General features: G+C 65.5%; 25 protein-coding genes. 11 read left to right on the forward strand and 14 right to left on the reverse strand.

What is annotated here, in order from left to right; translation table 11 throughout:
* Positions 1–56 precede the first annotated feature (56 nt).
* On the reverse strand, positions 57–959 hold the full coding sequence (locus GOQ09_RS08900) for a LysR family transcriptional regulator (protein WP_126747383.1): 903 nt from the start codon (positions 957–959) through the stop codon (positions 57–59).
* 117 nt (positions 960–1,076) lie between these two features.
* Between GOQ09_RS08900 and GOQ09_RS08905 the strand changes: the two genes are divergently transcribed.
* From GOQ09_RS08905 to GOQ09_RS08915, 3 genes are read left to right on the forward strand one after another with little or no spacing between them, the layout of a single operon-like run.
* Positions 1,077–2,048 carry a hydroxymethylglutaryl-CoA lyase gene (locus GOQ09_RS08905; RefSeq protein ID WP_157613107.1) on the forward strand — a complete coding sequence of 324 codons (972 nt, stop codon included), beginning with the start codon at positions 1,077–1,079 and terminating at the stop codon, positions 2,046–2,048.
* Positions 2,045–3,259, forward strand: coding sequence for a CaiB/BaiF CoA transferase family protein (locus GOQ09_RS08910; RefSeq protein ID WP_157613108.1), 1,215 nt, complete (start codon positions 2,045–2,047; stop codon positions 3,257–3,259). The genes GOQ09_RS08905 and GOQ09_RS08910 overlap by 4 nt, the downstream gene beginning before the upstream one ends.
* 39 nt (positions 3,260–3,298) lie before the next feature.
* Positions 3,299–4,285 carry a tripartite tricarboxylate transporter substrate binding protein gene (locus tag GOQ09_RS08915; protein WP_157613109.1) on the forward strand — a complete coding sequence of 329 codons (987 nt, stop codon included), beginning with the start codon at positions 3,299–3,301 and terminating at the stop codon, positions 4,283–4,285.
* 9 nt (positions 4,286–4,294) lie between these two features.
* On the opposite strand, the gene sugE is transcribed toward GOQ09_RS08915, so the two are convergent.
* From sugE to dnaG, 5 genes are all read right to left on the reverse strand, one after another.
* Positions 4,295–4,615, reverse strand: a complete 321-nt coding sequence (sugE, locus tag GOQ09_RS08920; protein ID WP_157613110.1) for a quaternary ammonium compound efflux SMR transporter SugE — start codon at positions 4,613–4,615, stop codon at positions 4,295–4,297.
* 19 nt (positions 4,616–4,634) lie between these two features.
* Positions 4,635–5,768 (reverse strand): HPP family protein, encoded by a 1,134-nt coding sequence (locus tag GOQ09_RS08925; RefSeq protein ID WP_157613111.1) that lies wholly within the window; start codon positions 5,766–5,768, stop codon positions 4,635–4,637.
* Between the two features lie 4 nt (positions 5,769–5,772).
* Complete coding sequence (locus tag GOQ09_RS08930; protein WP_157613112.1) at positions 5,773–7,008, reverse strand: multidrug effflux MFS transporter; 1,236 nt, start codon at positions 7,006–7,008, stop codon at positions 5,773–5,775.
* A gap of 89 nt (positions 7,009–7,097) precedes the next feature.
* The gene (gene rpoD, locus GOQ09_RS08935) at positions 7,098–9,452 is read right to left on the reverse strand and encodes an RNA polymerase sigma factor RpoD (protein WP_157613113.1); all 2,355 of its coding nucleotides are present in this window, start codon (positions 9,450–9,452) and stop codon (positions 7,098–7,100) included.
* 335 nt (positions 9,453–9,787) lie between these two features.
* The gene (gene dnaG / locus GOQ09_RS08940) at positions 9,788–11,770 is read right to left on the reverse strand and encodes a DNA primase (RefSeq protein WP_157613114.1); all 1,983 of its coding nucleotides are present in this window, start codon (positions 11,768–11,770) and stop codon (positions 9,788–9,790) included.
* Between the two features lie 93 nt (positions 11,771–11,863).
* Here dnaG and GOQ09_RS08945 point away from each other — a divergent pair, with 93 nt between their 5' ends.
* Positions 11,864–12,805: a YihY/virulence factor BrkB family protein gene (locus tag GOQ09_RS08945; RefSeq protein WP_157613115.1), complete on the forward strand. Its 942-nt coding sequence runs from the start codon at positions 11,864–11,866 to the stop codon at positions 12,803–12,805.
* On the opposite strand, the gene GOQ09_RS08950 is transcribed toward GOQ09_RS08945, so the two are convergent.
* Both GOQ09_RS08950 and GOQ09_RS08955 read right to left on the reverse strand, forming a co-directional pair.
* Positions 12,753–13,511 carry a 3-hydroxyacyl-CoA dehydrogenase gene (locus tag GOQ09_RS08950; RefSeq protein ID WP_157613116.1) on the reverse strand — a complete coding sequence of 253 codons (759 nt, stop codon included), beginning with the start codon at positions 13,509–13,511 and terminating at the stop codon, positions 12,753–12,755. The two genes, GOQ09_RS08945 and GOQ09_RS08950, sit on opposite strands and share 53 nt — an antisense overlap.
* A 131-nt stretch (positions 13,512–13,642) precedes the next feature.
* Positions 13,643–14,194: a phasin family protein gene (locus GOQ09_RS08955; RefSeq protein ID WP_126747372.1), complete on the reverse strand. Its 552-nt coding sequence runs from the start codon at positions 14,192–14,194 to the stop codon at positions 13,643–13,645.
* Positions 14,195–14,379: 185 nt separating this feature from the next.
* Here GOQ09_RS08955 and GOQ09_RS08960 point away from each other — a divergent pair, with 185 nt between their 5' ends.
* Positions 14,380–15,306, forward strand: coding sequence for a histone deacetylase family protein (locus tag GOQ09_RS08960; protein WP_157613117.1), 927 nt, complete (start codon positions 14,380–14,382; stop codon positions 15,304–15,306).
* Positions 15,303–15,746, forward strand: a complete 444-nt coding sequence (locus GOQ09_RS08965) for an acyl-CoA thioesterase (RefSeq protein ID WP_157613118.1) — start codon at positions 15,303–15,305, stop codon at positions 15,744–15,746. The genes GOQ09_RS08960 and GOQ09_RS08965 overlap by 4 nt, the downstream gene beginning before the upstream one ends.
* Positions 15,747–15,812: 66 nt before the next feature.
* Here GOQ09_RS08965 and GOQ09_RS08970 read toward each other — a convergent pair whose 3' ends face one another.
* On the reverse strand, positions 15,813–16,220 hold the full coding sequence (locus tag GOQ09_RS08970; RefSeq protein WP_157613119.1) for a hypothetical protein: 408 nt from the start codon (positions 16,218–16,220) through the stop codon (positions 15,813–15,815).
* Positions 16,221–16,304: 84 nt separating this feature from the next.
* Positions 16,305–16,538: a CsbD family protein gene (locus GOQ09_RS08975; protein ID WP_157613120.1), complete on the reverse strand. Its 234-nt coding sequence runs from the start codon at positions 16,536–16,538 to the stop codon at positions 16,305–16,307.
* Between the two features lie 175 nt (positions 16,539–16,713).
* On the opposite strand from GOQ09_RS08975, the gene pncB reads away from it, so the two are divergent.
* From pncB to GOQ09_RS09000, 5 genes are read left to right on the forward strand one after another with little or no spacing between them, the layout of a single operon-like run.
* Positions 16,714–17,934 (forward strand): nicotinate phosphoribosyltransferase, encoded by a 1,221-nt coding sequence (gene pncB / locus GOQ09_RS08980; protein WP_157613121.1) that lies wholly within the window; start codon positions 16,714–16,716, stop codon positions 17,932–17,934.
* Positions 17,935–17,959: 25 nt separating this feature from the next.
* On the forward strand, positions 17,960–19,372 hold the full coding sequence (locus GOQ09_RS08985; protein WP_157613122.1) for a sodium:proton antiporter: 1,413 nt from the start codon (positions 17,960–17,962) through the stop codon (positions 19,370–19,372).
* Positions 19,373–19,386: 14 nt separating this feature from the next.
* Complete coding sequence (locus GOQ09_RS08990) at positions 19,387–20,373, forward strand: 2-hydroxyacid dehydrogenase (RefSeq protein ID WP_157613123.1); 987 nt, start codon at positions 19,387–19,389, stop codon at positions 20,371–20,373.
* Positions 20,374–20,423: 50 nt separating this feature from the next.
* Positions 20,424–21,779: a DNA recombination protein RmuC gene (locus tag GOQ09_RS08995; RefSeq protein WP_157613124.1), complete on the forward strand. Its 1,356-nt coding sequence runs from the start codon at positions 20,424–20,426 to the stop codon at positions 21,777–21,779.
* Positions 21,776–22,939: an MFS transporter gene (locus GOQ09_RS09000; protein ID WP_157613125.1), complete on the forward strand. Its 1,164-nt coding sequence runs from the start codon at positions 21,776–21,778 to the stop codon at positions 22,937–22,939. Before GOQ09_RS08995 ends, GOQ09_RS09000 begins: the two co-directional genes overlap by 4 nt.
* Before the next feature lie 29 nt (positions 22,940–22,968).
* Here GOQ09_RS09000 and GOQ09_RS09005 read toward each other — a convergent pair whose 3' ends face one another.
* The 4 genes from GOQ09_RS09005 to earP form a co-directional block, all read right to left on the reverse strand.
* Positions 22,969–23,832, reverse strand: coding sequence for a TIGR00730 family Rossman fold protein (locus tag GOQ09_RS09005; RefSeq protein ID WP_157613126.1), 864 nt, complete (start codon positions 23,830–23,832; stop codon positions 22,969–22,971).
* Between the two features lie 61 nt (positions 23,833–23,893).
* A complete protein-coding gene (locus GOQ09_RS09010; protein ID WP_157613127.1) occupies positions 23,894–24,673 on the reverse strand; it encodes a crotonase/enoyl-CoA hydratase family protein in 780 nt (259 codons plus the stop codon).
* Positions 24,674–24,758: 85 nt separating this feature from the next.
* Positions 24,759–25,313, reverse strand: a complete 555-nt coding sequence (gene efp, locus GOQ09_RS09015) for an elongation factor P (protein WP_012746921.1) — start codon at positions 25,311–25,313, stop codon at positions 24,759–24,761.
* 176 nt (positions 25,314–25,489) lie between these two features.
* A complete protein-coding gene (earP, locus tag GOQ09_RS09020; protein WP_157613128.1) occupies positions 25,490–26,587 on the reverse strand; it encodes an elongation factor P maturation arginine rhamnosyltransferase EarP in 1,098 nt (365 codons plus the stop codon).
* Positions 26,588–26,650: the final 63 nt, after the last annotated feature.

Genomic DNA, 26,650 nt, shown 5'->3' on the forward strand with positions numbered 1-26,650 from the left:
ATCCCGATTCGACCAATGAATAGTTTCTGTTTTCGGTCGAATTGAATGCCGGGCGGTCAGTCCGTCGCGCACTTTTCGAGATGCGCCACGAGCAGCTGCGCCGCCAGCGACAGCGTCTCTTCACCGCGAAAGCAGATCGCGAAGCGGCGGCGCGCCCAGGCATCGGTCAGTGGCATGAGCCGAAGGCCGTAGGCGTCGGCAAAGGGCTGCGCCACTTCCGCGGGCACCACGCTGATGGCCAACCCGGCGCGCACCACGCGCAGCGCGGCGTCGAAGTTGGTCACCAGCACGCGATAGGCCAGCGGCTTGCCGGCCACGGCGGCTTCGCGGGCGAGCATCAGCTGCACGGCGCTCAGCGCGGGCATGCCGACAAACTCGTGCTCGAGCACATCCTCGAAGCGCACCTTGCCGCGGCGCGCCGCCGGGTGCGATGGGTGCGCGACCACTGCGAGGTGGTCGGTGCGGTAGCTGCGCCGCTGCAGGCCTTCGAGGTCGGCGGCGTCCCAGCACAGCCCGATCGACGCGCTGCCCTCTCGAATGCCGCGCACGATCTCGGGGCTCACGCGCTCTTCCATGTCGACCCGGATGTCGCGGTGCGCGGGGTTCTGCAGAAAGTTGGCCACGTCTTCAGCCAGCGATTCGGCCATGACCGAGGCCGACGCGAGGATGCGCACATGCCCCCGCGCACCGCTTGCATATGCGGCCATGTCGCGCTCGATGCGCTGCGCGCTGCCGAGCATCGCGCGGGCATGCTCCAGCAATGTTTCGCCGGCGGGCGTGGGCACCACGCCCCGGCGCTTTCGCAGCAGCAGCGGCGTGCCGACGGCGTCTTCGAGCTGCGCGAGCCGCTTGCTGATGGCCGAACCGACGATGCTGGCTTGTTCCCCCGCGCGCGCGATGCTGCGGGTTTCGCACACGGAGACGAAGAGGCGGAGGGTGGTGAGGTCGAGGTCTCGCATGCGGCTGCCGGGTTTGAAGATGTGGTATTCCATTTTGGAACGAATTGGCTTCCAAAATCTATTTTCTGATTCGAATGGGAACTCCTAACATCGCACCAGACCACGAAGGAGACCGCTTTGAACGATGCATCGGTAGCGCCCGCCGCTCACGCCTTTTTGCCGCCCAGCGCGGTTGTCCGCGAAGTGGGCCTCCGCGACGGCCTGCAGAGCATTGCGAGAACGCTGCCCACCGCACAAAAGCTCGAGTGGATCCGCGACGCGCATGCCGCCGGGCAGCGCGAGATCGAAGTCGGCTCTTTCGTGCCCGCCCGCCTGCTGCCGCAGCTGGCGGACACGGCCGAACTGCTGGCCTACGCGAAGACGCTGCCGGGGCTTTTCACTTCGGTGCTGGTGCCCAACCTGCGGGGCGCGGAACTCGCCATTGCGGGCGAGGCCGACCTGATGATGGTGCCGCTGTCGGCCAGCCACGCGCACAGCCTGGCCAACCTGCGCAAGACGCCCGACGAAGTGGTGGCCGAGGTTGCACGCATCCGCGCCGCGCGCGATGCCGCGGGCTCCAAGACGATGATCGAGGGCGGCGTGGGCACCGCTTTCGGCTGCACCATACAAGGCCACGTGGCGCCGGACGAGGTGCTGCGCCTGATGCAGGCGCTGCTCGACGCGGGCGCCGACCGGGTGGGCCTGGCGGACACCGTCGGCTATGCCGATCCCGCCATGGTCCGCAGCCTGTTCGAACGCGCGCGGCGCATTGCGGGCGACCGCTTCTGGTGCGGCCATTTCCACGACACGCGCGGCCTGGGGCTGGCCAACGTGTATGCCACGCTCGAAGTCGGCATTTCGCGCTTCGACGCCTGCCTGGCCGGCATCGGCGGTTGCCCGCATGCGCCGGGCGCCAGCGGCAACGTCGACACCGAAGACCTCGTCTTCATGCTCGAGAGCATGGGCGTGCGCACCGGCGTCGATCTGCCGAAGCTGCTCGACCTGCGCGAGCGCGTCGCCGGCTGGCTCGAAGGCGAAACGCTGCAGGGCACGGTATGGCGCGCGGGCTTTCCGAAGACCTTTGCGGCGAGCGCCGGAGTCGCGGCATGAGCGAAACCACGACGAAGCCTGAAGAAAAGCGCCTGCCGCTCACCGGCATTCGCGTGGTCGAGTTCACGCACATGGTCATGGGCCCGACCTGCGGCATGGTGCTGGCCGACCTGGGTGCGGAAGTCATCAAGGTCGAACCCATCGAGGGCGACCGCACGCGGCAGCTGCTGGGCGCAGGCACGGGCTTTTTTCCGATGTTCAACCGCAACAAGAAAAGCATTGCGCTCGACCTTCGCCATCCGCAGGGGCTCGAGGCGGCGCTGCGCCTGTGCGCCACCGCTGACGTGGTCGCGCAGAACTTCAGGCCCGGCACCATGGACAAATACGGGCTCGGCTACGCCGCGCTGGGCAAGCTCAACCCGCGGCTGGTGTACGTGAACCACACCGGCTTTCTGCCCGGGCCCTACGAGCACCGCACCGCGCTCGACGAGGTGGTGCAGATGATGGGAGGCCTGGCCTACATGACCGGCCGGCCTGGCGACCCGCTGCGCGCGGGCACCAGCGTGAACGACATCATGGGCGGCATGTTCGGCGCCATCGGCGCGATGGCCGCGCTCATGCAGCGCATACAGACCGGCAAGGGCTGCGAGGTGCAGTCCGCGCTGTTCGAGAACAACGTGTTTCTGGTCGGCCAGCACATGCTGCAGTACGCCATCACGGGCCAGGCTGCGGCGCCGATGCCCGAGCGCATCTCGGCCTGGGCGCTGTACGACGTGTTCACCGTGAAGGACGGCGAGCAGATCTTTCTGGCCGCAGTGAGCGACGCGCAATGGCGGGTGTTCTGTGATGCGCTCGGCTTCGACGACCTGAAGGCCGATCCTGCCTTGCGAACCAACAACGACCGGGTTCGCGTGCGGCCCGCCTTGCTCGCTGACCTGCGCGGCCGGCTGGCCGACCGCTCGGCCGCCGAGCTGTCGGCAATCTTCGAGGCCCGCGGCCTTCCTTTCGCGCCCATCGTGCGGCCAGAAGACCTCTACGAAGATCCGCACCTGAAGGCCACCGGCGGCCTTGCCGACATCCGCCTGCCCGACGGCGAGCGCGCAGGAGAAACCGCGCAGACCACCCTGTTCCCGATCACGCTGGGCGGCGAGCGCCTGGGCGTGCGGCTCGATCCGCCGACGCTCGGCGAACACACGCGGGAACTGTTGACCGAGCTCGGCTATGCCGAGGCGCAGGTGGCCGCCATGCGAGCCGAATTGGCCATCGCCTGACCGATTCTTTAGTTGAAAACCATAAAGAGAGACAAGACCATGCACACGATGCTTCCCCCGATGACCCGCCGCGCCGTACTGGGTTTTGGTGCTTCCGCCGCCGCGCTGGCCGCGTGCCCCGCGCTCGCGCAGGGCTCCGACAAGCCCGTACGTTTCATCCTGCCGATCAGCGCCGGTTCGGGCGTGGACGCCATCGCGCGCGCGGCATCGGTTGCGCTCGGCAAGGCCTTCGGCCAGCCGGTGGTGATAGAAAACCTGCCGGGCGCGGGCGGCATCACCGGCACATCGGTGGTGGTCAAGGCCGCGCCCGACGGGCTCACGCTCGGCATGGTGTCGAACAACCACGTCATCAATCCGGCCGTGTACAAGAAGTTGCCCTTCGACGCCATCGCGGACGTGACGCCCATCAGCGTGGTGGGCGCGACCCCGCTGGTGCTTGTGGTCAACCCGAAGCTGCCCGCCAAAAACGTGAAGGAGCTGGTGGCGCTGCTGCGCGCCAAGCCAGACACCTACAACTACGCTTCGTCGGGCAACGGCACCATCATTCACCTGGCCGGCGAGATGTTCATGGAAGAGGCCGGCGTGAAAGCGCGGCACATTCCCTACAAGGGCACCGGCCCGATGGTCACCGACATGATCGCGGGCCAGGTCGAGATGGGCGTGGTGGCATTGCCCGCGGTGCAGCCGCACCTCAAGAGCGGCGCGTTGCGCGCTATTGGCCTGTGCAGCCCCCAGCGCTCGCCGGCTGCGCCCGATATCCAGACCATTTCGGAGCAGGGCCTGCCCAACTACGCGGTCGAAGGCTGGTTCGCGGTGATCGGCCCGCCCAAGATGCAGGCCGCCGACATTCAGCGCGCGCACGCCGCGGTGGCCGCGGCTTTCACGAGCGAAGAGGTGCGCGAGGCCATGGACAAGCAAGGCAATGTCATCAAGCCGACTTCGCCCGAACAGGCCGCAAGCTACTTCCGAAGCGAAGCCGCGCGCTATGCCGCGCTGGTGAAGAAGGCGAACGTCGTATTGGAATGAAGCGCGGGCTCAGGCCGGGCTCGTGATCTTGAGCCCGAGAATGCCCGCGACGATCAGGCCGACGCAGATCAGCCGCGCCGCGTTGGCGGGCTCGTGGAACAGCACGATGCCCAGGATCACCGTGCCCACGGCACCGATGCCGGTCCACACGGCATAGGCGGTGCCCACGGGCAGCGAGCGCATTGCCCAGCCCAGCAGCACCACGCTCAGCACCATTGAAATGGCCGTGCCGATCGAGGGCCAGAGCCTGGTAAATCCTTCGGTGTACTTGAGACCGATGGCCCAGCCCATTTCGAGCAGACCCGCCACCAACAACACGACCCACGCCATGTGCGCTCCTTGAAAGGTTTCAGTTCTCGGGCCGCACGGCACGATAGAGCGCACGCACGAAATCCGACTGCGTGATCATGCCGGTGAGCCGCCTTTCATGGTCGATGATAGGGATATGGTGGTGGCCGCCTTCTGAGAACAGCGGCACCAGGTCGACCACCGGCCGGTCGGCGCTGGCCACGCGCACCTGGCGCGTCATGATCTGGCCGACCACTTCCGGCTTGTTCGACACCACGGTGCGCGTGGCGCGGATCAGGTCGCGCAGGCGCCCCGCAATGCCTTCGTGGTGCTCGAGGTCGAGCATGCGAAAGAAGTCGGCCTGCGTCACGATGCCGACCACGCGGCGCGTGCGGTCGATGACGGGCAGGGCCTTGATGCGGCGCTGGTTCATCAGCGTCCAGGCCTCTTGCAGCGGCGTGCCGAACTCCACCGACACCGGCTCGCGCGACATGATGTCGGCGCAGTGCAGCGTGCCGAGGCGCCGCTTGTAAGACTCGAGTTCGGTCTGCTGGATGAGCGATTCGAGGTCGTCGCGGCTGATGTCCAGCACCTGGTTGTAGCGGGCCAGCACCGCATCGATGTCGGCCTGGCTGAACCGGGCATCCGCCGAGGGCGGCCGTGCCACCTGCACGTGCGGATAGCGCCTGCCCGTGAGCGTGTTGTAGGCCACGCCGGCCAGCACCAGCAGCAGCGAGTTCACGAGGGTGGGGAACAGCGCCGCGGAAAAGTCGGTGGTGTGCGTCAGCACCGAGAGCAGCGCGGCGGCGCCGCCCGGCGGGTGCAGGCTGCGCGTGGCAAACATCAGCCCGATGGCCGCGCCGACGGCCAACGCGGCGGCCCAGGCCGCGTCCGGTATCCAGTGGACGCAGGCAATGCCCACCAGTGTCGACAGCGTGTTGCCGACGATGACCGACCAAGGCTGTGCGAGCGGGCTCGCGGGCACGGCAAATACCAGCACCGCGCTCGCGCCCATCGGCGCAATGAGCCAGATGCTGATACCCGCTGCTTCGGCCATCCAGCGGCACAGCAGCGCGGTAATGACCAGGCCGATTGCCGCGCCGGCCACGGCGCGCATGCGCTCGCGAATGTCGACGGTGTTGCGGCCCGGCAGCCAGGCGCGCGCATGGGTGAGCAAGGCGGAAAACTGCGGCATGGCTTCAGACCTCCGCGGCCACGCGGCGGCCGATTTCGGGCCACCGCCCGTGCAGCCAGACCCATGCGACGAGGCCGATGCCCAGCATCAGCATCGACGTCAGCGCCAGTGCCAGCGTGGAATGCATGACCAGCGGCGCCACCACGCCGGCAACGATGCCGTTGGCGGTGGAGCCGATCACGGCCTGCAGCGACGAGGCCATGCCGCGCCGCTCCGGATGGAGGTCGAGCACCAGCAGCGTGACCACCGGCACCATCAGCGCCCAGCCGAAGGCGAACACTGCCAGCGGCCACAAGGCCCACGCGGCGTGCGCGGTGAACAGCGCGTTGGCCGCAACGTTCACCAGCGACGTCACCAGCATGATCAAGAAGCCGTCGCGGATCTGCCGCTTGGGCGCCACCTTGCCCGCCATGCGGCCGCTGGCCCATGCGCCCGACATGATGCCGCCGATGGTCAGCAGGAAGAACCAGAAGAACTGCGTTGGCGCCAGCGCGAGGTGGTCGCCCAGAAAGGCCGGCGCCGCCAGCACATAGAGGAACATGCCGTTGAACGGAACGCCGCTTGCAAAGGCAAGCAGCAGAAAGCGCGGATCGGAGCACAGGTCCCAGTAGCCGCGCATCAGGTGGCGCACCTGGAACGGCTGGCGCTGGCTCCGGTGAAGCGTTTCGGGCAGCAGCTTGTAGTTGGCCACGAACAGAATCACGCCAACCGCCACCAGGAACCAGAAGATCGCATGCCAGCCGGCATGAACGAAGAGGAAGCCGCCGACGATGGGCGCAATGGCCGGCGCCACGCCGAAGTAGATGGTCACCTGGCTCATCACGCGCTGCGCATCGGCCGGCGGGAACATGTCGCGGATGACTGCGCGTGAGACCACGATGCCCGCGCCGGTCGACAGGCCCTGCAGTCCGCGGAACAGCACCAGCTGCGCAATGTTCTGCGACAGTGCGCAGCCCAGCGAGGCAATAGTGAACACCGCGAGGCCCCACAGCACCACGGGCCGGCGGCCGAAGCTGTCCGACAGCGCGCCGTGGAACAGGTTCATGAACGCGAAGCCGAACAGGTAGGCCGAAAGCGTCTGCTGCATTTCTGCGGGCGTGGCGCCAATGGAGCGCGCAATGCCCGAGAAGGCCGGAATGTAGGTGTCGATGGAAAAGGGACCGAGCATGCCCAGCACGGCGAGCAGCACGGCAAGCGCCCAGCGCGGCGCCAGCCAGAGCTTTTCTGCATCGGGATTCATGAGGTTTGCTCCATTTTTCTTATCCGAAGGCCAAAAAAGAAAGCGCCCTTGCGGGCGCCTCCTCGTCAGAGAAATACCGGGAGACCGGCTTAGAGCGTATCAATAAAGCTGCGCAGCTTGTCCGAACGCGAAGGATGCTTGAGCTTGCGCAGGGCCTTGGCTTCGATCTGGCGGATGCGCTCGCGGGTCACGTCGAACTGCTTGCCGACTTCTTCCAGCGTGTGGTCCGTGCTCATTTCAATGCCGAAGCGCATGCGCAGCACCTTGGCTTCGCGCGGCGTGAGGCTGTCCAGGATGTCCTTGACCACGTCGCGCAGGCCCGCCTGCATTGCGGCCTCGATGGGGGCCGTGTTGCTGCTGTCCTCGATGAAGTCGCCCAGGTGCGAATCGTCGTCGTCGCCGATGGGGGTTTCCATCGAGATCGGCTCCTTCGCAATCTTCATGATCTTGCGGATCTTGTCTTCCGGGATTTCCATTTTCGCGGCCAGGATGCTGGCGTCCGGCTCGAAGCCGAACTCCTGCAGATGCTGGCGCGAGATGCGGTTCATCTTGTTGATCGTCTCGATCATGTGCACCGGAATGCGGATGGTTCGAGCTTGATCCGCGATAGACCGGGTAATCGCCTGGCGGATCCACCACGTGGCGTAGGTCGAGAACTTGTAGCCGCGGCGGTATTCGAACTTGTCGACCGCCTTCATGAGGCCGATGTTGCCTTCCTGGATCAGGTCGAGGAACTGCAGGCCGCGGTTGGTGTACTTCTTGGCAATGGAGATCACGAGGCGCAGGTTGGCCTCGATCATTTCCTTCTTGGCATCGCGCGAGGACGATTCGCCCTCGTTCATGCGCTTGTTGATTTCCTTGAGCTGGGTGAGCGGCACCACCACGCGCGACTGGATGTCGGCGAGCTTTTGCTGCAGTTCCTGCACTGGCGGAATGTTGCGCGCGAGCACGGCGCTCCAGGGCTTGCCGGAGGCGGCCTGCTTCTCGACCCACTTCAGGTTGAGCAGGTTCGACGGCACGCGGTTGCCGTTCTTGTCGTAGCCGGAGAAGTCGCGAATGAACTCGTCCTGCGGGAAGCCGCACTTGTCCACGATGATGCGGCGCAGCTCGCGCTCCTTCTTGCGAACGTCGTCGACCTGCGTGCGAACCAGGTCGCACAGCTTCTCGATGGTCTTGGCCGTGAAGCGGATGGTCATGAGCTCGTCCGACAGGGCCTGCTGGGCCTTCTGGTAGGCCGGCGTGCCGTAGCCTTCCTTGTCGTAGATCTTGTGGACCTTCTCGAACATGACGGCGATGCGATCGAAACGCTCGAGCGCGTCGCGCTTGAGTTCTTCGAGCTTCTTGGTCAGCGCCTTGGAGCCGCCCTTGCCGTCGTCGTCGTCTTCCTCGTCGAATTCGTCGAAGTCTTCTTCGGCCACATAGTCGTCGGCCTCGTTGGGGTTCGAGAAGCCGTCCACCACGGTGGAGATGACGACCTTGCCTTCGCGAATGTCTGCGGCCAGGCGCAGGATTTCGGCAATGGTGGCGGGGGAGGCCGAAATGGCTTCCATCATGGCCATCAGGCCGCCTTCGATGCGCTTGGCGATTTCAATTTCGCCTTCGCGCGTCAACAGCTCGACCGTGCCCATTTCGCGCATGTACATGCGCACGGGGTCGGTGGTGCGGCCGAATTCGCTGTCCACCGTGGAAAGCGCGGCTTCGGCTTCTTCCTCGGCTTCTTCCACCGTGGTGGCGGTGGGCGCGGTGTTGTTCAGCAGCAGGGTTTCGGCGTCGGGCGTTTGCTCGTACACCGCCACGCCCATGTCGTTGAGCATGGTGACCACGACTTCCATGGTCTCGGCGTCGACCAGCTTGTCGGGCAGGTGGTCGGAGATTTCGCCGTGCGTGAGGTAGCCGCGGGTCTTGCCCAGCGTGATCAGGGTCTTCAGGCGCGAGCGGCGCTTGGCCAGGTCTTCCTCGGAGAGCACGGTCTCGTCGAGGCCGAATTCCTTCATCAAGGCGCGTTCCTTCGCCTTGCTGATCTTCATGCGCAGCGGCTTGACCTTTTCCTCGGTGGTCGTGGCAGCCGCCGGCTCGTCGCCGACCAGGTCTTCCTCGATGTCCGACAGGTCGATGTCGCTCTCGGGGGCGTCATTGCCGGCCTTGGGCTTGCGGCCGCGCTTGGCACCGGTGGCGGGCGCGGCAGCGCCGGCGGCCTTGGGCGGGCGGCCGACTTTCTTGGCGACAGGGGCGGCGGCAACCGTCTTGGCGGCGGCTTTTTTCGGATCGTCGATGGAGGTCGATTTCGTGGGCACGGTTTTCACTTTCGTTGCGGCTGCCGATTTGGACGCGGCGGCACCCGACTTAGTTGCCGGCATAACGCCAGCTTTCAACGGTTTTTCTGCGACAGACTTTGCGGCGACGCCTTTGGCGAGTGAAGGAGCAGGCTTCTTTGAACTGGGCATACGACCTCGTTACAGCAAGATGGACCAAGCGAAATCACAGGCGCACCGCCACATGGGCAGCACCGCCACGGCCCGTGCACAGCACGGACGAGACACAAAGCCCGCGCACAGGCACGGACAGTACAAATGGGAAAGAGGAAGAAATTCCTCGTCAGGCAAGATGTCGGGCGAACATTTGGTGTGCAGTCCTTGCGGTAATTGACCCTTTCCGACGGATTTTTTCCGTTGGAGTGCGTTGCGCTAGGGGTCGGCCCGGAGGTGCTGCTGTCGCTCTTGCCTAATTTCGCCAGTTGCGAAGCCTTACATTATAGCCTATTGCGCAAATTTCAAGCACTTTATGCACCGGAGGGCTTCAGCCGGGTGCGCAATTCGAGCCTTCGCGCCTCCAGGGCCTTGTAGCGCTCCAGGGCCTTCGGGTCCGTGCCCACGGCGGCAATGGCCTCGCTCTGCTGGGCTTTCAGCCGGTCGTCGAGCATGAAATCGAGCACGCTCGAAAGCTCCTTGGCCGCATCGGCCAGGTGCTGGTCTTCTTCTCCTTCGGGCACCGGCGCGGCTTCTGACACGCTCATGAGCCGCTCCGCCAGCGGTTCGAAGTCGAGCCCGCGCATGCCTTCGCGCAGCGCCGCCCAAGGCTGCACGCCATGCTCGTGCAGCTGACTGTCGAGCCAGGTAAAAAGCGCACCGTGCTGGCCGGGCAGGTCGCACAGCATCACGTGGAGTTCGTGCGACAGGGCCTCCCACTGCGCCATGTTCGACAGCAGCAGCCGCACCGCCACGTCGGGCCGGCTTGGCGGCTTGCCGCGGCCGCGCAGGGGCTCGATGGGGGCCTCGAACTTGCCGCCCCAGCGCTTGCCTTTGGTGAATTTGCCGCGGGGCTTGCCGCCGCTATCGCTTTCGTAGCGGGGCGGCTCGTACTCGGCCGGCGGCGGCATGTCGGCGTAGTCGAACGGATCGCCCGGCTCGCCGGAGTGGCGCGGCGCGGGTGCCGCAGCCGCCTTGCGCGGGCCGGGCGTGGCGGCCCAGAGCTCCGACAGGGCGTTGGCGTCTAGCTGCACCAGCGTGGCGATCTCGCTCAGCATCTGCCGCTTGAGCGCACCGTCGGGCATGGCGCTCCAGAGCGGCCGCGCGTTGCTGCTCATGTGGGCGCGGCCCTCGGCGGTGGTGAGATCGCAGCCCTCGCGCGCGGCTTCGATCATGAAGCGCGAGAGCGGCGTGGCCTCTTGCACGAAGCGCGCGAACGCGTCGGCGCCGAATTCCCGGATGAAGCTGTCGGGGTCGTGCTCGGCCGGCAAAAACAGGAACTTGATGCTGCGCACGTCGGTGGCATAGGGCAGGGCGCCGTCGAGCGCCTTGCGCGCCGCGCGCCGGCCGGCTGCATCGCCGTCGAAGCTGAACACCACCGATTCGGTGAACCGGAAGAGCTTTTGCACGTGCTCCGTAGTGCAAGCCGTGCCGAGCGTGGCCACCGCATTCGGAAAGCCGAGCTGCGCCAGGGCGACCACGTCCATGTAGCCCTCGGTCACTAGCGCATAGCCGCGCTCGCGGAAGGCGGCGCGCGCCTCGTACAGGCCGTAGAGCTCCCGGCCCTTGCTGAAGACCGGCGTTTCGGGGGAATTCAGGTATTTGGGCTTTTCGTCGCCGAGCACCCGCCCGCCGAAGCCGATGCATTCGCCCTTGACGTTGCGGATGGGGAACATCACGCGATCGCGGAAGCGGTCGTAGCGCTTGGCGTCTTCGGCGCCGTCTTCGGTGTTGACGATGACCAGGCCGCTTTCGGCGAGCAGCGGGTCGTCGTAGTCCGGAAACACGCTGGCCAAGGCGCGCCAGCCGGCCGGCGCATAGCCGATGCCGAACTGCTTGGCCACTTCGCCCGAAACGCCGCGGCCCTTCAGGTATTCGATGGCGCCCGGCGCCTGCCGCAAAGACTTGCGGTAGGCCTCGCCGGCCTTTTCGAGCACGTCGGTCAGTGTGGCCTGCTTCTGGCGCTGGTTCGCGGCGCGGGCGCGCTCGGCGGGCGAGGCGTCGTCCTCGGGCACCTGCAGGCCGTATTGGCCGGCCAGGTCGTGCACCGCTTCGACGAAGCCCATGCCCGCGTGTTCCATGAGAAAACCGATGGCGTTGCCATGCACCCCGCAGCCGAAGCAGTGATAGAACTGCTTGGTGGGGCTGACCGAGAAAGAGGGCGATTTTTCGCCGTGGAACGGGCACAGGCCCATGAAGTTGGCGCCGGCCTTCTTCAGCTGCACATAGCGCCCGACGATCTCCACCACGTCGGCACGCGCGATGAGTTCCTGGATGAAAGAAGCGGGGATGGTCATGTAGGCGAAGAGCGGCAAATCATACGCAAGCGGCAGAACGCCCGCGCGCGGACGGCATACTGCCCGCACGGACGAACGGCCGGATTTCCACGGATGAAGACGCCCAACCCATTGCAACACGTCGCGCCGCTGCTGCGCCACCCCCTCAGATTCGTGTGGGATGCGCTCAAGGCGTTTCGCGCCAACCAGGGCTTGCTGCTGGCGGGCGCGGTGGCGTATTACGCACTGCTTTCCATCGTGCCGCTGCTCATCGTGAGCGTGATCGCGATGTCGCATGTGATCGAGCAGGCCGAATTGCTGCGCACCATCGGCCGGTATCTCGAGTGGCTGCTGCCCGGGCAGTCCAAAGCCATTGTCGCGGAGCTGTCGAACTTTCTCGACCACCGGGACGTGATGGGGCCGGTGCTGCTCGTCACGATGATCTTTTTCAGCTCGCTGGCCTTCAGCATCCTCGAAAGCGCAATGGCGGTGATCTTTCATCACCGCAAGGCGGACCACAAGCGCCACTTCTTGGTGTCGGCCGTCATGCCCTACATCTACATCCTGTGCCTGTGCGTGGGGCTGCTGCTGGTTACCCTGGTTTCGGGTGCGCTGCAGTTGGTGGGGCAGGAGAGCGTCGACCTGTTCGGGCGCAACTGGTCGCTCTCGGGCGTGTCAGGGCTGCTGCTCTACCTGCTTGGGCTGGGCGGCGAAATCTTCATGCTGACCTCGCTCTACCTGGTGATGCCGGCCGGCCGCATGTCGCTGCGCCACGCACTGCTGGGCGGCGTGACGGCCGCGCTGCTGTGGGAGGCCACGCGGCACGTGCTGATCTGGTACTTCTCGACGCTCTCGCAGGTGAACGTGGTCTACGGGTCGCTCACCACGGCCATCGTGGTGCTGCTGAGCCTGGAGATTGCCGCCACGCTCGTGCTGCTGGGGGCCCAGGTCATCGCCCAGTACGAGCGCCTGGACCGCACCGGCAGCACGGCGGTGCCGCCGCTTACCGGGGCGGAAGTCGAATCGCTCCGTCGAGACGAATCACCTCGCCGTTGAGCATGTCGTTCTCGATGATGTGCTTGGCGAGCTTGGCGTAATCCTCGGGCGTACCCAGGCGGGAAGGGAAGGGCACGCTGGCGGCCAGCGCGTCTTGCACCTCTTGCGGCATGCCGAAGAGCATGGGCGTGCCGAAGATGCCGGGCGCGATGGTCATGTTGCGGATGCCGTTGCGGGCCAGGTCGCGCGCAATGGGCAGCGTCATGCCGACCACGCCGCCCTTCGAGGCGCTGTACGCCGCCTGGCCCATCTGGCCGTCGTAGGCCGCAACCGAGGCGGTCGAGATCAGCACGCCGCGCTCGCCGGTGGCTTCGGGCTCGTTCTTGCTCATGGCTTCGGCCGCTAGGCGGATCATGTTGAAGCTGCCGATCAGGTTGACGGTGACGGTCTTGCTGAACACGGCCAGCGCGTGCGCGCCGTTCTTGCCCACGGTCTTCTCGGCTGGCGCAATGCCCGCGCAGTTGACCAGGCCCACCAGCTTGCCGAGCTTCTGCGCCGCCGCAACCGCCGCCTGGCCGTCGGCTTCCTGGCTCACGTCGCATTTCACGAATACCCCGCCGATGTCCTTGGCGACGGCTTCGCCTTTTTCAGCCTGCATGTCGGCGATGACCACCTTGCCGCCATTGGCCGCCAGCATGCGCGCCGTGCCTTCGCCGAGGCCCGAAGCGCCACCGGTCACGATAAAAACCTTGCCGTCGATCTGCATTGAGAGTCTCCTGAAATAAGACCCGCATTATCGAAGAGGGCCGGCAGCACATAAAAAAAGGCCTCATCCGGAGATGAGGCCTGAATTGGATCCGTGAGGACCCAAGGAGACAACTGGTGGTGGTCGGCGGCTTAGCGCTTGCGAGCGGTGGTCGCGGTCTTCGCGGCGGCGACGGCTTGCGACGACACGGCGTTGAAGTTGGCTTCGGCAACGTCCGACGCTTGCTTGACGGCCTTCTGGACCGATTCGAAAGCGTTGTTGGCGGCAGCCACGGCGCTCTTCAGCACGGCCACGGCGGTTTCCGAGCCGGCGGGTGCATTCTTGGAAGCGCTGTCGACAAGGCCGACGAAGGTTTGCTGGGCTTCAGCGGCCTTGGCTTCGAAAGCCTTGGTGAACTCGGCGCCGGTGCCTTGGGCGATGTCATACAGGTGACGGCTGTAGGCGGCGGTCTTTTCGGCCAGGGGCTGGAACAGGCTGGCTTGCAGGGTCAGCAGTTCTTGCGCGTCCTTGACGTTCAGGGCGGCTTGGGCGGTGCCGGCGGCTTCGGCCAGGGCAGCCTTGGAAGCGGTCACGTTCAGTTCGACGAGCTTCTCTACGCCTTCGAAAGCCTTGGTGGTCAGGCCGAACAGGGTTTCGAGGTTTGCTTTTTGGGCGGCGAGGATTTGGTCAGCGGTCAGTGCCATGTGGAATCTCCAGTAAGGATGATGGTGGTCGGTTCACGTTGCGCTGCCTCGTCGTCTTTGTTTTTGTTGCGGTGCAGCATGGCCTCAAGTATAGGCAGCACAGCTTTGCGATCAAGGGGGTTTTGCTGCTTTGCAGCAATTTAGAACACACTTTCTAAATTCGGCTCGCGCCCCAGAATGCGGCCATGCGCGCCTTCTATTCCGGCCAGTTCGTCCTGCCTTTGCCGCCCGGCCACCGCTTTCCAATGTCCCGCTACGCGCTATTGCGCGACCGGCTGCTCGAGCACCTGCCCGGCGTGGAGATGGACCAGGCCCCGCGCGCCACCGACGGCGAGCTGGCGCTGGCCCATACCCCGCAGTGGATAGCAGCCATCAGCGACGGCAGCGTAAGCCCGCAGGCGATCCGCGAAATCGGCTTTCCCTGGAGCGAGGCGATGGTCGAGCGTTCCCGCCGCTCCACCGGGGCAACCATCGCGGCCTGCCGCGCGGCATTTGCCGGGGGCGTGGCGGCCAACATGGCGGGCGGCACGCACCACGCCTATGCCGACAAGGGCGGGGGATTCTGCGTCTTCAACGATGCCGCGGTGGCCGCACGGCTGATGCAGGCCGAGCATGGCCGCAGCGGCCGGCAGCTGAAGGTGGCGGTCATCGACCTCGACGTGCACCAGGGCAACGGCACGGCGAGCATCTTTCGCAACGACCCGAGCGTCTTCACGCTCTCCCTGCACGGCCAGAAGAACTTTCCGTTCCGCAAGGAGGCGAGCGACCTGGACGTCGAGCTGCCCGACGGATGCGGAGATGCCGACTACCTCACGGCGCTCGAGCATGCGCTCGACGAACTGGACCGGCGCTTTGCGCCCGGGCTGGTGATCTACCTGGCGGGTGCCGACCCTTTCGAGCGCGACCGGCTCGGCCGGTTGAAGCTGACGTTCGACGGCCTGGAGGCGCGGGACCGGCGGGTGTTCGACTGGACCTGGCAGCGCCGCATTCCGGTGGCCTTTGCCATGGCCGGCGGCTACGCCAGCGACATTGCCGAGACGGTGCAGGTGCAGCTCGGCACCTTCAGGGTGGCCTTCGAGTACTGGCGCCGCTGGCAAAATGCCGCGCGATGAGCTCCGCCACCAAACCCACGCCAAATTCCCGGAGCGGCTACCGCGCGTTTCGCAGCATCCCCACGCGCTGGGCCGACAACGACATGTACGGCCATGTCAACAACGTCGTCTACTACAGCTGGTTCGACACGGCGGTGAATGCGCTGCTGATCGAGCGCGGCGCGCTCGACATCCACCAGGGGCAGGTCATCGGCTTCGTGGTCGAGACGCAGTGCAATTACTTCGCGCCGATCGCGTTTCCGCAAACGGTGGAAGCCGGCATCCGCGTGGCCCAGGCGGGCCGGTCGAGCGTCCGGTACGAAATTGCCCTCTTTGCGGAGGGTGCGGAAAGCGCGGCGGCACAGGGCCACTTCGTGCATGTGTATGTCGACCGGGCCACGCAGCGGCCGGTGCCGTTGCCGGAGGCGCTGCAGCGCGTGGTCGACTCCCTGAAAAACTGATGCCATGAAAAACGGCGCCCGAGGGCGCCGTTCTTTTCCATGCAGCCCGTCAGGACCGCGATGGTCTTACATCGTCTTCTTCATGGCCTTGATGTCGGCCTTGCCCTGGGCTTCGTCGGCCTTGGCCTGCTTCTCGCAGGCGGACTTGGCGTCACCCTTCTGTTCGTCGCATTTTTCCTTTGCGACTTCGTACTTGGCCTTTACCTTTTCTTCAGAAACCTTGCGGGCGTGTGCATCGCTCGGCTTGTACTGTTGCTCGAGTTCGGCCTTTGCCACGTTCTCCGTGCCCTTGGCTTCCTTCTCGCAAACGTCCTTCGCGTTGTCCTTCATCGCATCGCACTGGGCCTTGGCGGACTTGTAGTCGGCTTCGATCTTGTCCTTGGCGGCCTTGTATTCATTCTGGGTCATGGCACTGGCGTGCGTGGCCATGAAGCAGGTGGAGGCGAGAGCGAGCATGAGCAGATGTTTTTTCATTGGTGTTCTTTCTTTTTGCAGTTGAGAGGAAAAACCTGAGAAGAGGCCGGGGCGCAGGGGCAGCCGTTCGGCCGCCCGCAGGCATCAATACTTTTCGTACCAGAGGGTGTCCGGCGTGCGGCCGTCGCGCGATTCCCATTCCTTGACTTGTTTTTCGGCTTCGTCGCGGCTGATGCCGTGGCGTTCCTGGATGCGGCCGAGTAGCTGGTCGCGCTTGCCGGCGATGACGTCGAAGTCGTCGTCGGTCAGCTTGCCCCATTGCTCCTTGACCTTGCCCTTGAGCTGCTTCCAGTTGCCTTCAATGGTGTCCTTGTTCATGCGAATCTCCTTGTACGGTTGATTCGGCGGGCTCGTTGGCCGCCGTGAACAAAATGTGGCGGGGCCGATTCACCCTGACGGTAGGACGTGCAGTGCAGGCCCCGTAGGCACAAGCCGACTCTGCCCGTGATAATCGAACGCACGCCGAAAAGCTTGGGACAACGCGCGCCGCACCATGATCATTCACAGCCTGCTCGACACCGACCTCTACAAGTTCACCATGATGCAGGTCGTCCTGCATCACTTTCCCGGCGCCCGGGTCGAGTACCGGTTCAAGTGCCGCAACCCCGGTGTCGACCTGGCGCAGTTCGCCGGGCAGATCCGCGAAGAAGTGCGAAGCCTCTGCTCGCTGCAGTTCCGGGATGCCGAACTGGCCTACCTGCGGTCGATGCGTTTCATCAAGAGCGACTTCGTCGACTTTCTCGGGCTCTTCAGGCTCAACGAGAAATACATCAACATCATTCCGCAACCCTCGGGGGAGCTCGAGATCCGCATCCAGGGGCCGTGGCTGCACACCATCCTGTTCGAGATTCCGGTGCTGGCCATCGTGAACGAGGTCTACTTCCGCAACACGCAGAAGAAGCCCGACTTCGAGGAAGGCCGGCGGCGCCTGGAAACCAAGATCGGGCAACTGCAGGATGCCGGCCTTGCCGATCTCAAGATTGCCGACTACGGCACGCGCCGCCGCTTCTCCAAGGACTGGCATGAAGAAGTGCTGCGCACGCTCAACGCGCGGCTGGGCGCGGTGACGCCGCCGACGTTGCACCCCAAGCCCGGTGCGCGGCTGCCGCAGCTCGCGGGTACCAGCAATGTGCTGTACGCCATGAAGCTGGGCCTTATTCCGCTCGGCACCATGGCCCATGAATACCTGCAGGCCTGCCAGGCGCTCGGCCCGCGGCTGCGCGACAGCCAGATCTTCGGCTTCGAGAGCTGGGCCCGTGAATACCGCGGCGACCTGGGCATTGCGCTGTCCGACGTGTATGGCATGAGCGCCTTCCTGCGCGACTTCGACCTGTACTTCTGCAAGCTGTTCGACGGCGCGCGCCATGACAGTGGCGACCCCTTCCAGTGGGGTGAACGCATGCTGGCGCACTACGCCGCGAACCGTGTCGATCCGCTCACCAAGACGCTGATCTTCAGCGACGGCCTGACCGTGCCGCGCACCATCGAGCTCTACCAGCAGTTCCGCGGCCGCTGCCAGCTGGCGTTCGGCATCGGAACCAACCTCACCAACGACCTGGGCTACGAGCCGCTGCAGATCGTCATCAAGATGATCAATTGCAACGGCCAGCCCGTGGCCAAGCTGTCGGACACGCCGTCCAAGAACATGTGCGAGGACGAAAAATACCTGGCGTACCTGCGCCAGGTATTCGAGATCGAACAGCCGCCGGCCTGACTCTCGTCTGGTACGGTACGGCCCCATGAAAAAAACAGTTCGCCTGGCGGCGGCCGCAGTGCTGCCGATGATGTTTCCCGCGCTTGCCATGGCTGCCGAATTCGACGGCAGCAAGCTTTCGGCGCTCTGGGGTGTTCCATTCGCGGGCATCCTGCTGTCGATCGCGCTGATGCCGCTGCTCGCCCCGGGGTTCTGGCACCACCACTACGGCAAGATCTCGGCCGCCTGGGCGCTGGCATTTCTTCTTCCCTTTGCCGCGATCTACGGTGCGCCGCTGGCCGGAGCCCAGCTTGTGCATGCCCTGGTGGAGGAATACATCCCCTTCATCATCCTGCTCACCGCGCTGTTCACGGTGGCGGGGGGCATCCATATTCGCGGCAACCTGCATGGCGCACCCGGGCTCAACACGGCCATTCTTGCGATTGGCGCGGTGCTTGCGAGCTTCATGGGAACCACGGGCGCCTCGATGCTGCTGATCAGGCCGCTGATCCGCGCCAACGACAACCGCGTGAGCAAGGCGCACGTGGTGGTGTTTTTCATCTTCATCGTGTCGAACGCGGGCGGCTCGCTCACGCCGCTGGGCGACCCACCGCTGTTCCTCGGCTTCCTGAAGGGCGTCGACTTTTTCTGGACGGCGAAAAACATCTTTCCCGAAACGCTGTTTCTCATCGGCACGTTGCTGGCACTGTTCTACGTGATCGACCGCCATCACTACCGCAAGGAGGGCGTGCTGCCGTTCGACCCGACGCCCGATACCCAGCGCCTCGGCTTCGACGGTGCGGCCAATTTCTGGCTGCTGGGCGGCATCATCTTCTTCGTGCTGCTCTCGGGCATCTGGAAGTCGCCCGTGGGCTTCGATGTGTTCGGCACGAGGGTGGGCCTGCCGGGGCTGGTGCGCGACATCGGCCTGATCGCCATCACGCTGCTTTCGCTCAAGATCACCTCGGCCAAGGTGCATGCCGACAACCAATTCGAATGGGGCCCGATGGCCGAGGTGGCCAAGCTGTTCGCGGGCATCTTCCTGACCATCATTCCCGTGATCGCCATGCTCAAGGCGGGCGTACACGGGCCCTTCAGCTCGGTGGTGGCCGCGGTGACCCGCTCCGATGGCCTGCCCGATCCGGCGATGTACTTCTGGGCCACGGGCATCCTGAGCTCGTTCCTGGACAACGCACCGACCTACCTGGTGTTCTTCAACACCGCGGGCGGCGAGGCCGCGGCCCTCATGACCACCTACGCCACCACACTGGCAGCCGTTTCAGCCGGCGCCGTGTTCATGGGCGCCAACACGTACATCGGAAATGCGCCCAACCTCATGGTCAAGGCCATTGCCGAGAGCCGCGGCGTGCGCATGCCGAGCTTCTTCGGCTACATGGCATGGTCGGTGGCCATCCTGATTCCGCTGTTCGTTCTCTCCACCTTCATCTTTTTCCGATAGGCGCAGACATCATCATGAGCAAGCCCAAGATACTGGTCGCACGCGCGATCTTTCCCGAAACCATCGAACGCCTTTCGCAGCACTTCGAAGTCGAGTCGAACCAGTCCGACGAGAGCTGGAGCAAGGAGCAGTTGATTGCGAGGCTCCAAGGCAAGCAGGGCGCCTTCACCACCGGCAGCGAGCGCATCGATGCCGCGGTGCTCGACGCGTGCCCCGGCCTGAAGATCTGCGCCAACATGGCAGTGGGCTACAACAACTTCGACGTCGACGCGATGGCCGCGCACGGCGTGCTGGGCACCAACGCGCCCGACGTGCTCACTGAGACCACGGCCGACTTCGGCTTTGCGCTCCTGATGGCCACGGCCCGCCGCATTACCGAAAGCGAACACTTCCTGCGCGCGGGAAAGTGGCAGAAATGGAGCTTCGACATGTTCGCCGGCTCCGACATTCATGGTTCCACGCTCGGCATCATCGGCATGGGCCGCATCGGGCAGGGCATTGCCAAGCGCGGCGCGCACGGCTTCGGCATGAAGGTGGTCTATCACAACCGCTCGCGGCTCGACGCTTCTCTCGAGGCCGAATGCAAGGCCAGCTACGTCAGCAAGGAAGAGCTTCTGAAGACGGCCGATCACGTGGTGCTGGTGGTGCCGTATTCGCCGGCTTCGCACCACACCATCGGCGCGGCTGAAATCGCGCTGATGAAGCCGACCGCCACGCTGGTGAACATTGCCCGCGGCGGCATCGTCGACGACGCGGCGCTGGCCGTGGCGCTGCGCGAAAAGCGCATTGCGGCGGCGGGCCTGGACGTGTTCGAAGGCGAGCCCAAGGTCCACCCCGATCTGCTGACCGTGCCCAACGTGGTGCTCACGCCCCACATCGCAAGCGCCACAGTGCCCACGCGCCGCGCCATGGCTGAGCTCGCGGCCGACAACCTCATTGCCTGGTTCGGCGGCAAGGGGCCGCTCACGCCCGTTACGCCCGTTCCGGCGGCCGGCAAGTAACACCCGCAAACCCAAGCGAAAACAGCGATCCCATTTTGCAATCGACCGACTTGATTCTTCTTCTGCTGGCCGCCTTTGCCGTGGTGCAGGTCGTGCTGGTGATCTGGCTGCTCGCGCGCCGCCAGCCCAAGCCCGACCACAGCGAAATGCTGACCGTGCTGGCCGCCATGGGCGCGGCCAACGAGCGCACCGAGCGCGAGCTGCGCCACGAAATCGGCGAGAGCTCGCGCGGTGCGCGGCAGGAAACCGCACAGGCCTTTGCCACCTTCCAGCAGTCGCTGGTGCAGCAGGGGGCCGAGGCCACTCGTACGCAGAATGCGCAGCTCGATGCTTTCTCGCTGCAGCTCGCATCGCTGCAGAAGAGCCTGGCCGACACGCTCAACACCCAACTGCAGGGCTTGAGCGATTCCAACGCGCGTCGCCTTGCCGAAGTGCGCGAAACGATGGAAGCGCAGTTGGCGCAGCTGCAGCAGAGCAATACCGCCAAGCTCGACGAGATGCGCAAGACCGTCGACGAGAAGCTGCAGAGCACGCTCGAAGCGCGGCTGGGCGAGAGCTTCAAGCAGGTGGCCGACCGGCTCGAGCAGGTGCACAAGGGCCTCGGCGAAATGCAGACGCTGGCCGTAGGCGTCGGCAGCCTGCAGCGCGTGCTGACCAACGTGAAGACGCGCGGCGTGTTCGGCGAAGTGCAGCTCGAGGCGCTGCTCGAGCAGGTGCTGACTCCGGACCAGTACGCCAAGCAGATCGAAACCAAGCCGCGCAGCGGCCAGCGGGTGGACTTTGCCATTCGCTTTCCGGGCCGCGGCGACGACGGCGCGCCGGTGTGGCTGCCGATCGACGCCAAGTTTCCGCGCGACGACTACGAACGCCTGATCGATGCGCACGAGCGCGCCGACGCGCCCGGGGCGGAGCTTGCGGCCAAGGCGCTCGAGGCGCGCATCCGCAGCGAGGCCAAGTCGATTGCCGACAACTACCTGGCGGCGCCGCATACCACCGACTTCGCCATCCTGTTCCTGCCGGTCGAGAGCCTCTACGCCGAGGTGCTGCGCCGCCCGGGCCTGATGGATGCCATCCAGCGCCAGCACCGCGTGACGCTGGCGGGGCCGACCACCTTGCTCGCCATGCTCAACAGCCTGCACATGGGCTTTCGCACGCTGGCCCTCGAGCAGCAGGCCTCGGAGGTGTGGAAGGTGCTGGGCGCGGTCAAGACCGAATTCGAGCGCTATGGCGAATGGGTGTCGCGCATCAAGGAGCAGGTGGCCAAGGCTTCCGACACGCTCGACAAGGCCGATACGCGCGCCAAGCAGATGCGCCTTGCGCTGCGCAAGGTCGAGGCGCTGCCCGAGGCGCAGTCGCAGGTGCTGCTGCCCCCCACGGCCGACAGCGAGGGCGACGACACCCCGTGAAAGGCGCTGAACTGCTGCGAGTGATCGGGGCCCAGGTGTGCCTGCACGCCACCATGGCCGGCATGCGGCTCGCAACGCCGCTGCTGGCGCTGCAGCAGGGGTACAGCGCAGCGGCGGTCGGGGTGCTGATTGCGCTGTTCGCGCTCACGCAGGTGTTCCTTGCACTGCCCGCGGGGAGGTTTGCCGACCGGCACGGCTTCAAGCGCCCGCTGTGGCTTTCGGTCATTGCGGCTTCGGGCGGTGCGGGGCTCGTGGTGATTTTTCCGGTCTTCCCGGTCATGTGCCTCGCCGCGCTGCTGACCGGCGGAGCCACCGGCGCGACCGTCATTGCGCTGCAGCGGCATGTGGGCCGCTCCGCCACCAATGCCACGCAACTCAAGCGTGTGTTCAGCTGGCTCGCAATTGCGCCTGCGGTCGCCAATTTCGTCGGGCCGTTTGTCGCCGGCATGCTCATCGACCACGCGGGCCGCGCGCCGGCGGACATGCTGGCCTTCCGGGTCTGCTTTGCGGCCATGGCGGTGCTGCCCATCGTCTGCTGGCTGCTTGCACGGGGCGCGCACGAGCCGCCACCCGCCGCGCCGGCGGCAGGGGCCGTACCCACGCGGGCCTGGGACCTGCTGCGCGAGCCGATGTTCCGGCGCCTGCTGTTCGTCAACTGGCTTCAGTCTTCGAGCTGGGACGTGCATGCCTTCGTGCTGCCCGTGCTGGGGCACGACCGCGGCATCAGCGCTTCGGTCATCGGCTCCATTCTTGGTGCCTTTGCCATCGCGGCCGCCGCCATCCGTGTCGTGCTGCCGCTCATTGCCTCGCGCGCTTCGGAGCGCAGCGTGATCCTGATTTCCACCATCGTCACTGCGGCGGTGTTCGCGGTCTATCCGCTGCTCGATTCGGCCCTGACGATGGGCTTGTGCTCCGTGGTGCTGGGCTTCGCGCTCGGGGCCGTGCAGCCCATGGTGATGAGCATGCTGCACCAGATCACGCCGCACGAGCGGCACGGCGAAGCGCTGGGCTTGCGGCTCATGACCATCAATGCATCGAGCGTGGCGATGCCGATGCTGTTCGGATCGATCGGCGCGCTGATCGGTATTGCCGGGGTTTTCTGGGTGGTGGGCGCCGTGGTTGCGCTGGGCGCCCGGGCCACGTGGGGCTTGAAGGCCTGAAAGCCCCGAAGGCTTGGCGCTGTCTGCGCCTACAGCTTGTAGAAGCGCTTGATCGCGTCCCACGCGTCTTCGGGCGCGTCGACATACTCGAACAGGTTCACATCCGTCGGCGAAATCACGCCTTCGTCGACCAGGAAGTCGAAGTCGATCAGCTTCTTCCAGTAGGCCGAGCCGAACAGCACGATCGGCACCGGCTTCGACTTTCTGGTCTGCACCAGCGTGATCACTTCGAACAGCTCGTCGAGCGTGCCAAAGCCGCCCGGAAAGGCTACGAGCGCCTTCGCGCGCATCATGAAATGCATCTTGCGGATGGCGAAGTAGTGGAACTTGAAGCTCAGCGCCGGCGTGACGTACGGGTTGGCTTCTTCTTCCATCGGCAGCGCGATGGCCAGGCCGACCGAAATGCCGCCGCCTTCATGCGCGCCGCGGTTGGCCGCCTGCATGATGCCGGGGCCGCCGCCGGTGCAGACAAAGAGCTTGTCTTCGGGCTGCTTGCCCTCGCTGTATTGCGCCACCAGCTTGCCGAAGGCGCGCGCCTTCTCGTAGTAGTGCGAGCTGCGCGCCAGCCGGCGCCAGCGCTCGGCCGCAACGGCATCGCCGCTGGCTTCGGCCTGCGCCACCAGGGCGGCAGCTTCTTCTTCGCTGCGAAAGCGGGCGCTGCCGAACACCACCACGGTGTTTTCGATGCCGTGGGCGCGCTGCTCGAGATCGGGCTTCATCAGCTCGAGCTGCATGCGGATCCCGCGGGTCTCGCGGCGCAGCAAGAACTCGGGGTCGGCGAAGGCGATGCGCGAGGGATCGGGGTCGAGCGGGAGGCCTTTTTCGGAATGCGTCTTGAGCGTGGCCCAGGCGTCGGCAAGGCGTTTGTCGTGAAGGTCGTGCGTGTTGTTCATGAAGGAATCAGACAGGAAGACTTGTGCATTGTGCAGCCTTGCAACCGGCATGCCCGCCGGTTCAGAAAGTGCCGTGCCGCCCCGCGCCTCGAACAAAGCGTTCGGCGCCGGCAGTGCCTTCGGCTGCGACGATCGGCACGCCCAGGCGCCCTTCCTGCTGCAGCGCTTCGGCCAGCGGCAAGTTCCATTGGGCGCAGGCGGAATGGCGATCCGCCAGCATGCATTGCTGCGGAAAGGCGGCAATCTCGCGCGCAAGCGCTTCGGCTGTCTCGCGGGCTCGGCCCTTGGACACGAGGCGGTTCACCAGCCCCATGTCAGCCGCTTCCTGGGCGCTCACGGGCCGGCCCGTCAGGATGAGATCGAGCGCGCGGCCCATGCCGACGATGCGCGGCAGCCGCACGGTGCCGCCGTCGATCAGCGGCACGCCCCAGCGGCGGCAGAACACGCCCAGTACCGCGTCTTCCTCGGCCACCCGAAGGTCGGCCAGCAGGGCCAGTTCGAGACCTCCGGCCACCGCATGGCCGCTGATGGCGGCAATCAGTGGCTTGTTCAACGCCATGCGGGTGGGCCCCATCGGGCCGGAGCCGCCACCGTCAGGGTCGAGCTCATTGCGCCGGACCGGGTCGCTGACCGCGCTGAGGTCGGCGCCCGCGCAGAAGGTGCCGTGCTCGCCCCACAGCACGGCTACGCGTTGGCTTTCGTCGGCCTCGAAGCGCTCGAAAGCGGCGCGCAGCGCGGTGGCCATGGGCCGGTCGACGGCGTTGCGCTGCTTCGGGCGGCTCATGACGATGGTGCTGACCGGCCCATCGATTTCGGTGCGAACGCTGGCGGACGTGTTCATGAGGGCAAAGGGTACGCCCATCAACGCAAAAAGGCTCCTTTCGGAGCCTTTTGTCAGGGTGGCGGTTGAGCCAGCCAGGGAGCGTTTAGACGCGCTTGCGGTATTCGCCGGTGCGGGTGTCGATTTCGATCTTGTCGCCCTGCGAGACGAAGAGCGGAACCGGCACTTCGAAGCCGGTTGCGATCTTGGCGGGCTTGAGCACCTTGCCCGAGGTGTCGCCCTTGACGGCCGGCTCGGTCCAGGTGATTTCGCGCTCGACGCTGGTCGGCAGTTCGACCGAGATGGCCTTGCCGTCGTAGAACACCACTTCGACCGGCATGCCGTCTTCGAGGTAGTTCAGGGCGTCGCCCATGTTCTCGGCTTCGACTTCGTACTGGTTGTACTCGGTGTCCATGCAGACGTACATCGGATCGGCGAAGTAGGAGTAGGTGCACTCCTTCTTGTCGAGCACGATCTGGTCGATCTTGTCGTCGGCCTTGAAGACCACTTCGGTGTTGAAGTTGGCGATCAGGCTCTTGAGCTTCATGCGCACGGTGGCGGAGTTGCGGCCGCCGCGGCTGTATTCGGTCTTGAGGACGACCATCGGGTCCTTGCCGTGCATGATGACGTTGCCGGCGCGGATTTCTTGAGCGATTTTCATATCAGGTTCTCTGGATGTTGGCCGCTCGGTGCACGGGGCCATGGGCGACGTTTGCAATGTTGCGGTGCAACGTCTTGCCGGCGTTCTTGGCCCCGCGGTACATGTCCCGCGGCAGGTTTGGCGGACAGCATCTCGGATCTGTGTAATCCGGGCCGAAATCCGCAAAGCCCACTATTTTAGCTTTTTCCGGCGACCAGATGCCGCAATTGAGTGACCAAGTCCTCTTGGTCGCACAGCCTTTGGCGGGCGGCGAGCACGGTTTCACGCCACGCGTCCTGCGTTTCGAGAGCGGGCAGGGGGCCGTCGCCAAAGCCGTTCCAGGCGTGGTGAAACTGCCGAAGGGACGGCGGAGCGCCGAGCCAGTCGAGCCAGGCGCCGAGCTTCACATGGTGCGCGTCGTCGTCTTGCGGGTAGATCTGCCAGACCAGGGGCGCGCCGGCCCAGAGGGCGCGCACCAGCGAATCTTCGCCGCGCACGAAGTTCAGGTCGCAGGCCCACAGAAGATGGTCGAAATCCGGCTGCGTGAGATAGGGGAGGTATGAAATTGATAGCGCGCCCCACCCTGAAAGCTCGCGGTCCGGTTGGTCCCGGCCTGAAAAGAATGCGTTGACCGCATGTGCGGCGCGGCCTGAAGTCACGAGGAGCCGGGTCGGCTGCGAATCTGCTGCCAGTTGCTCGAGCAGCGTCCCCAGCGCCGGGGGCTCGTAGCAAAAGAGCGAAACGAGCCGCTCGCCTTCGCGGCGGGGGATTTCCTGCGCCGCCAGCCATTGCCCGCGATCGAAATGCGCCCGCCGTTCCAGCAGGCCGGGCTCCCGCAGCAGGCCGCCGGTGGCGGGCGTGAAGCCCGGATAGAAAAAGCGCTTGGTCAGCCCCGCACCGGGTCCCTTGAACACCGGCGAAGGCAGCCCGTGCAGCCGCTCGACATAGGGCTCGGCCGAGAGGTATTCGAGATTGATCCACGCCCGATCCTGCTCCCCCGCGGTCGGCGGCTCGGCAAAGCGGGCGATCAACTCGGGTGCCGGTTCGCAGCCGAAGGCCTCGATCAGCACGTCGGGCGGCGGGGTTGCGGCGGCCTGCCGGATGGCGGTGGGGTCGAGCCAATCGACCACGCTCACGCCCTCGCAGCCGGCGGGCGCCATCCAGCGCAGCGCCGTGGCGTCGTCGATCCACAGCCGCACGCGCTCGCCGAGCGCCGCCAACTGGCTGGCCAGCCGCCAGCACACACCCAGGTCGCCGTGGTTGTCGATGACCTTGCAGAAGATGTCCCATTGCATGGTGCCAGTGTGCCTGTCTTCGGCGGGCCGGGGCAGCCGTGGCTGCTTGGTATGCTGGCCGGC

Origin of the sequence: Variovorax paradoxus, assembly GCF_009755665.1 — a bacterium.
GTDB lineage: Bacteria > Pseudomonadota > Gammaproteobacteria > Burkholderiales > Burkholderiaceae_C > Variovorax > Variovorax paradoxus_G.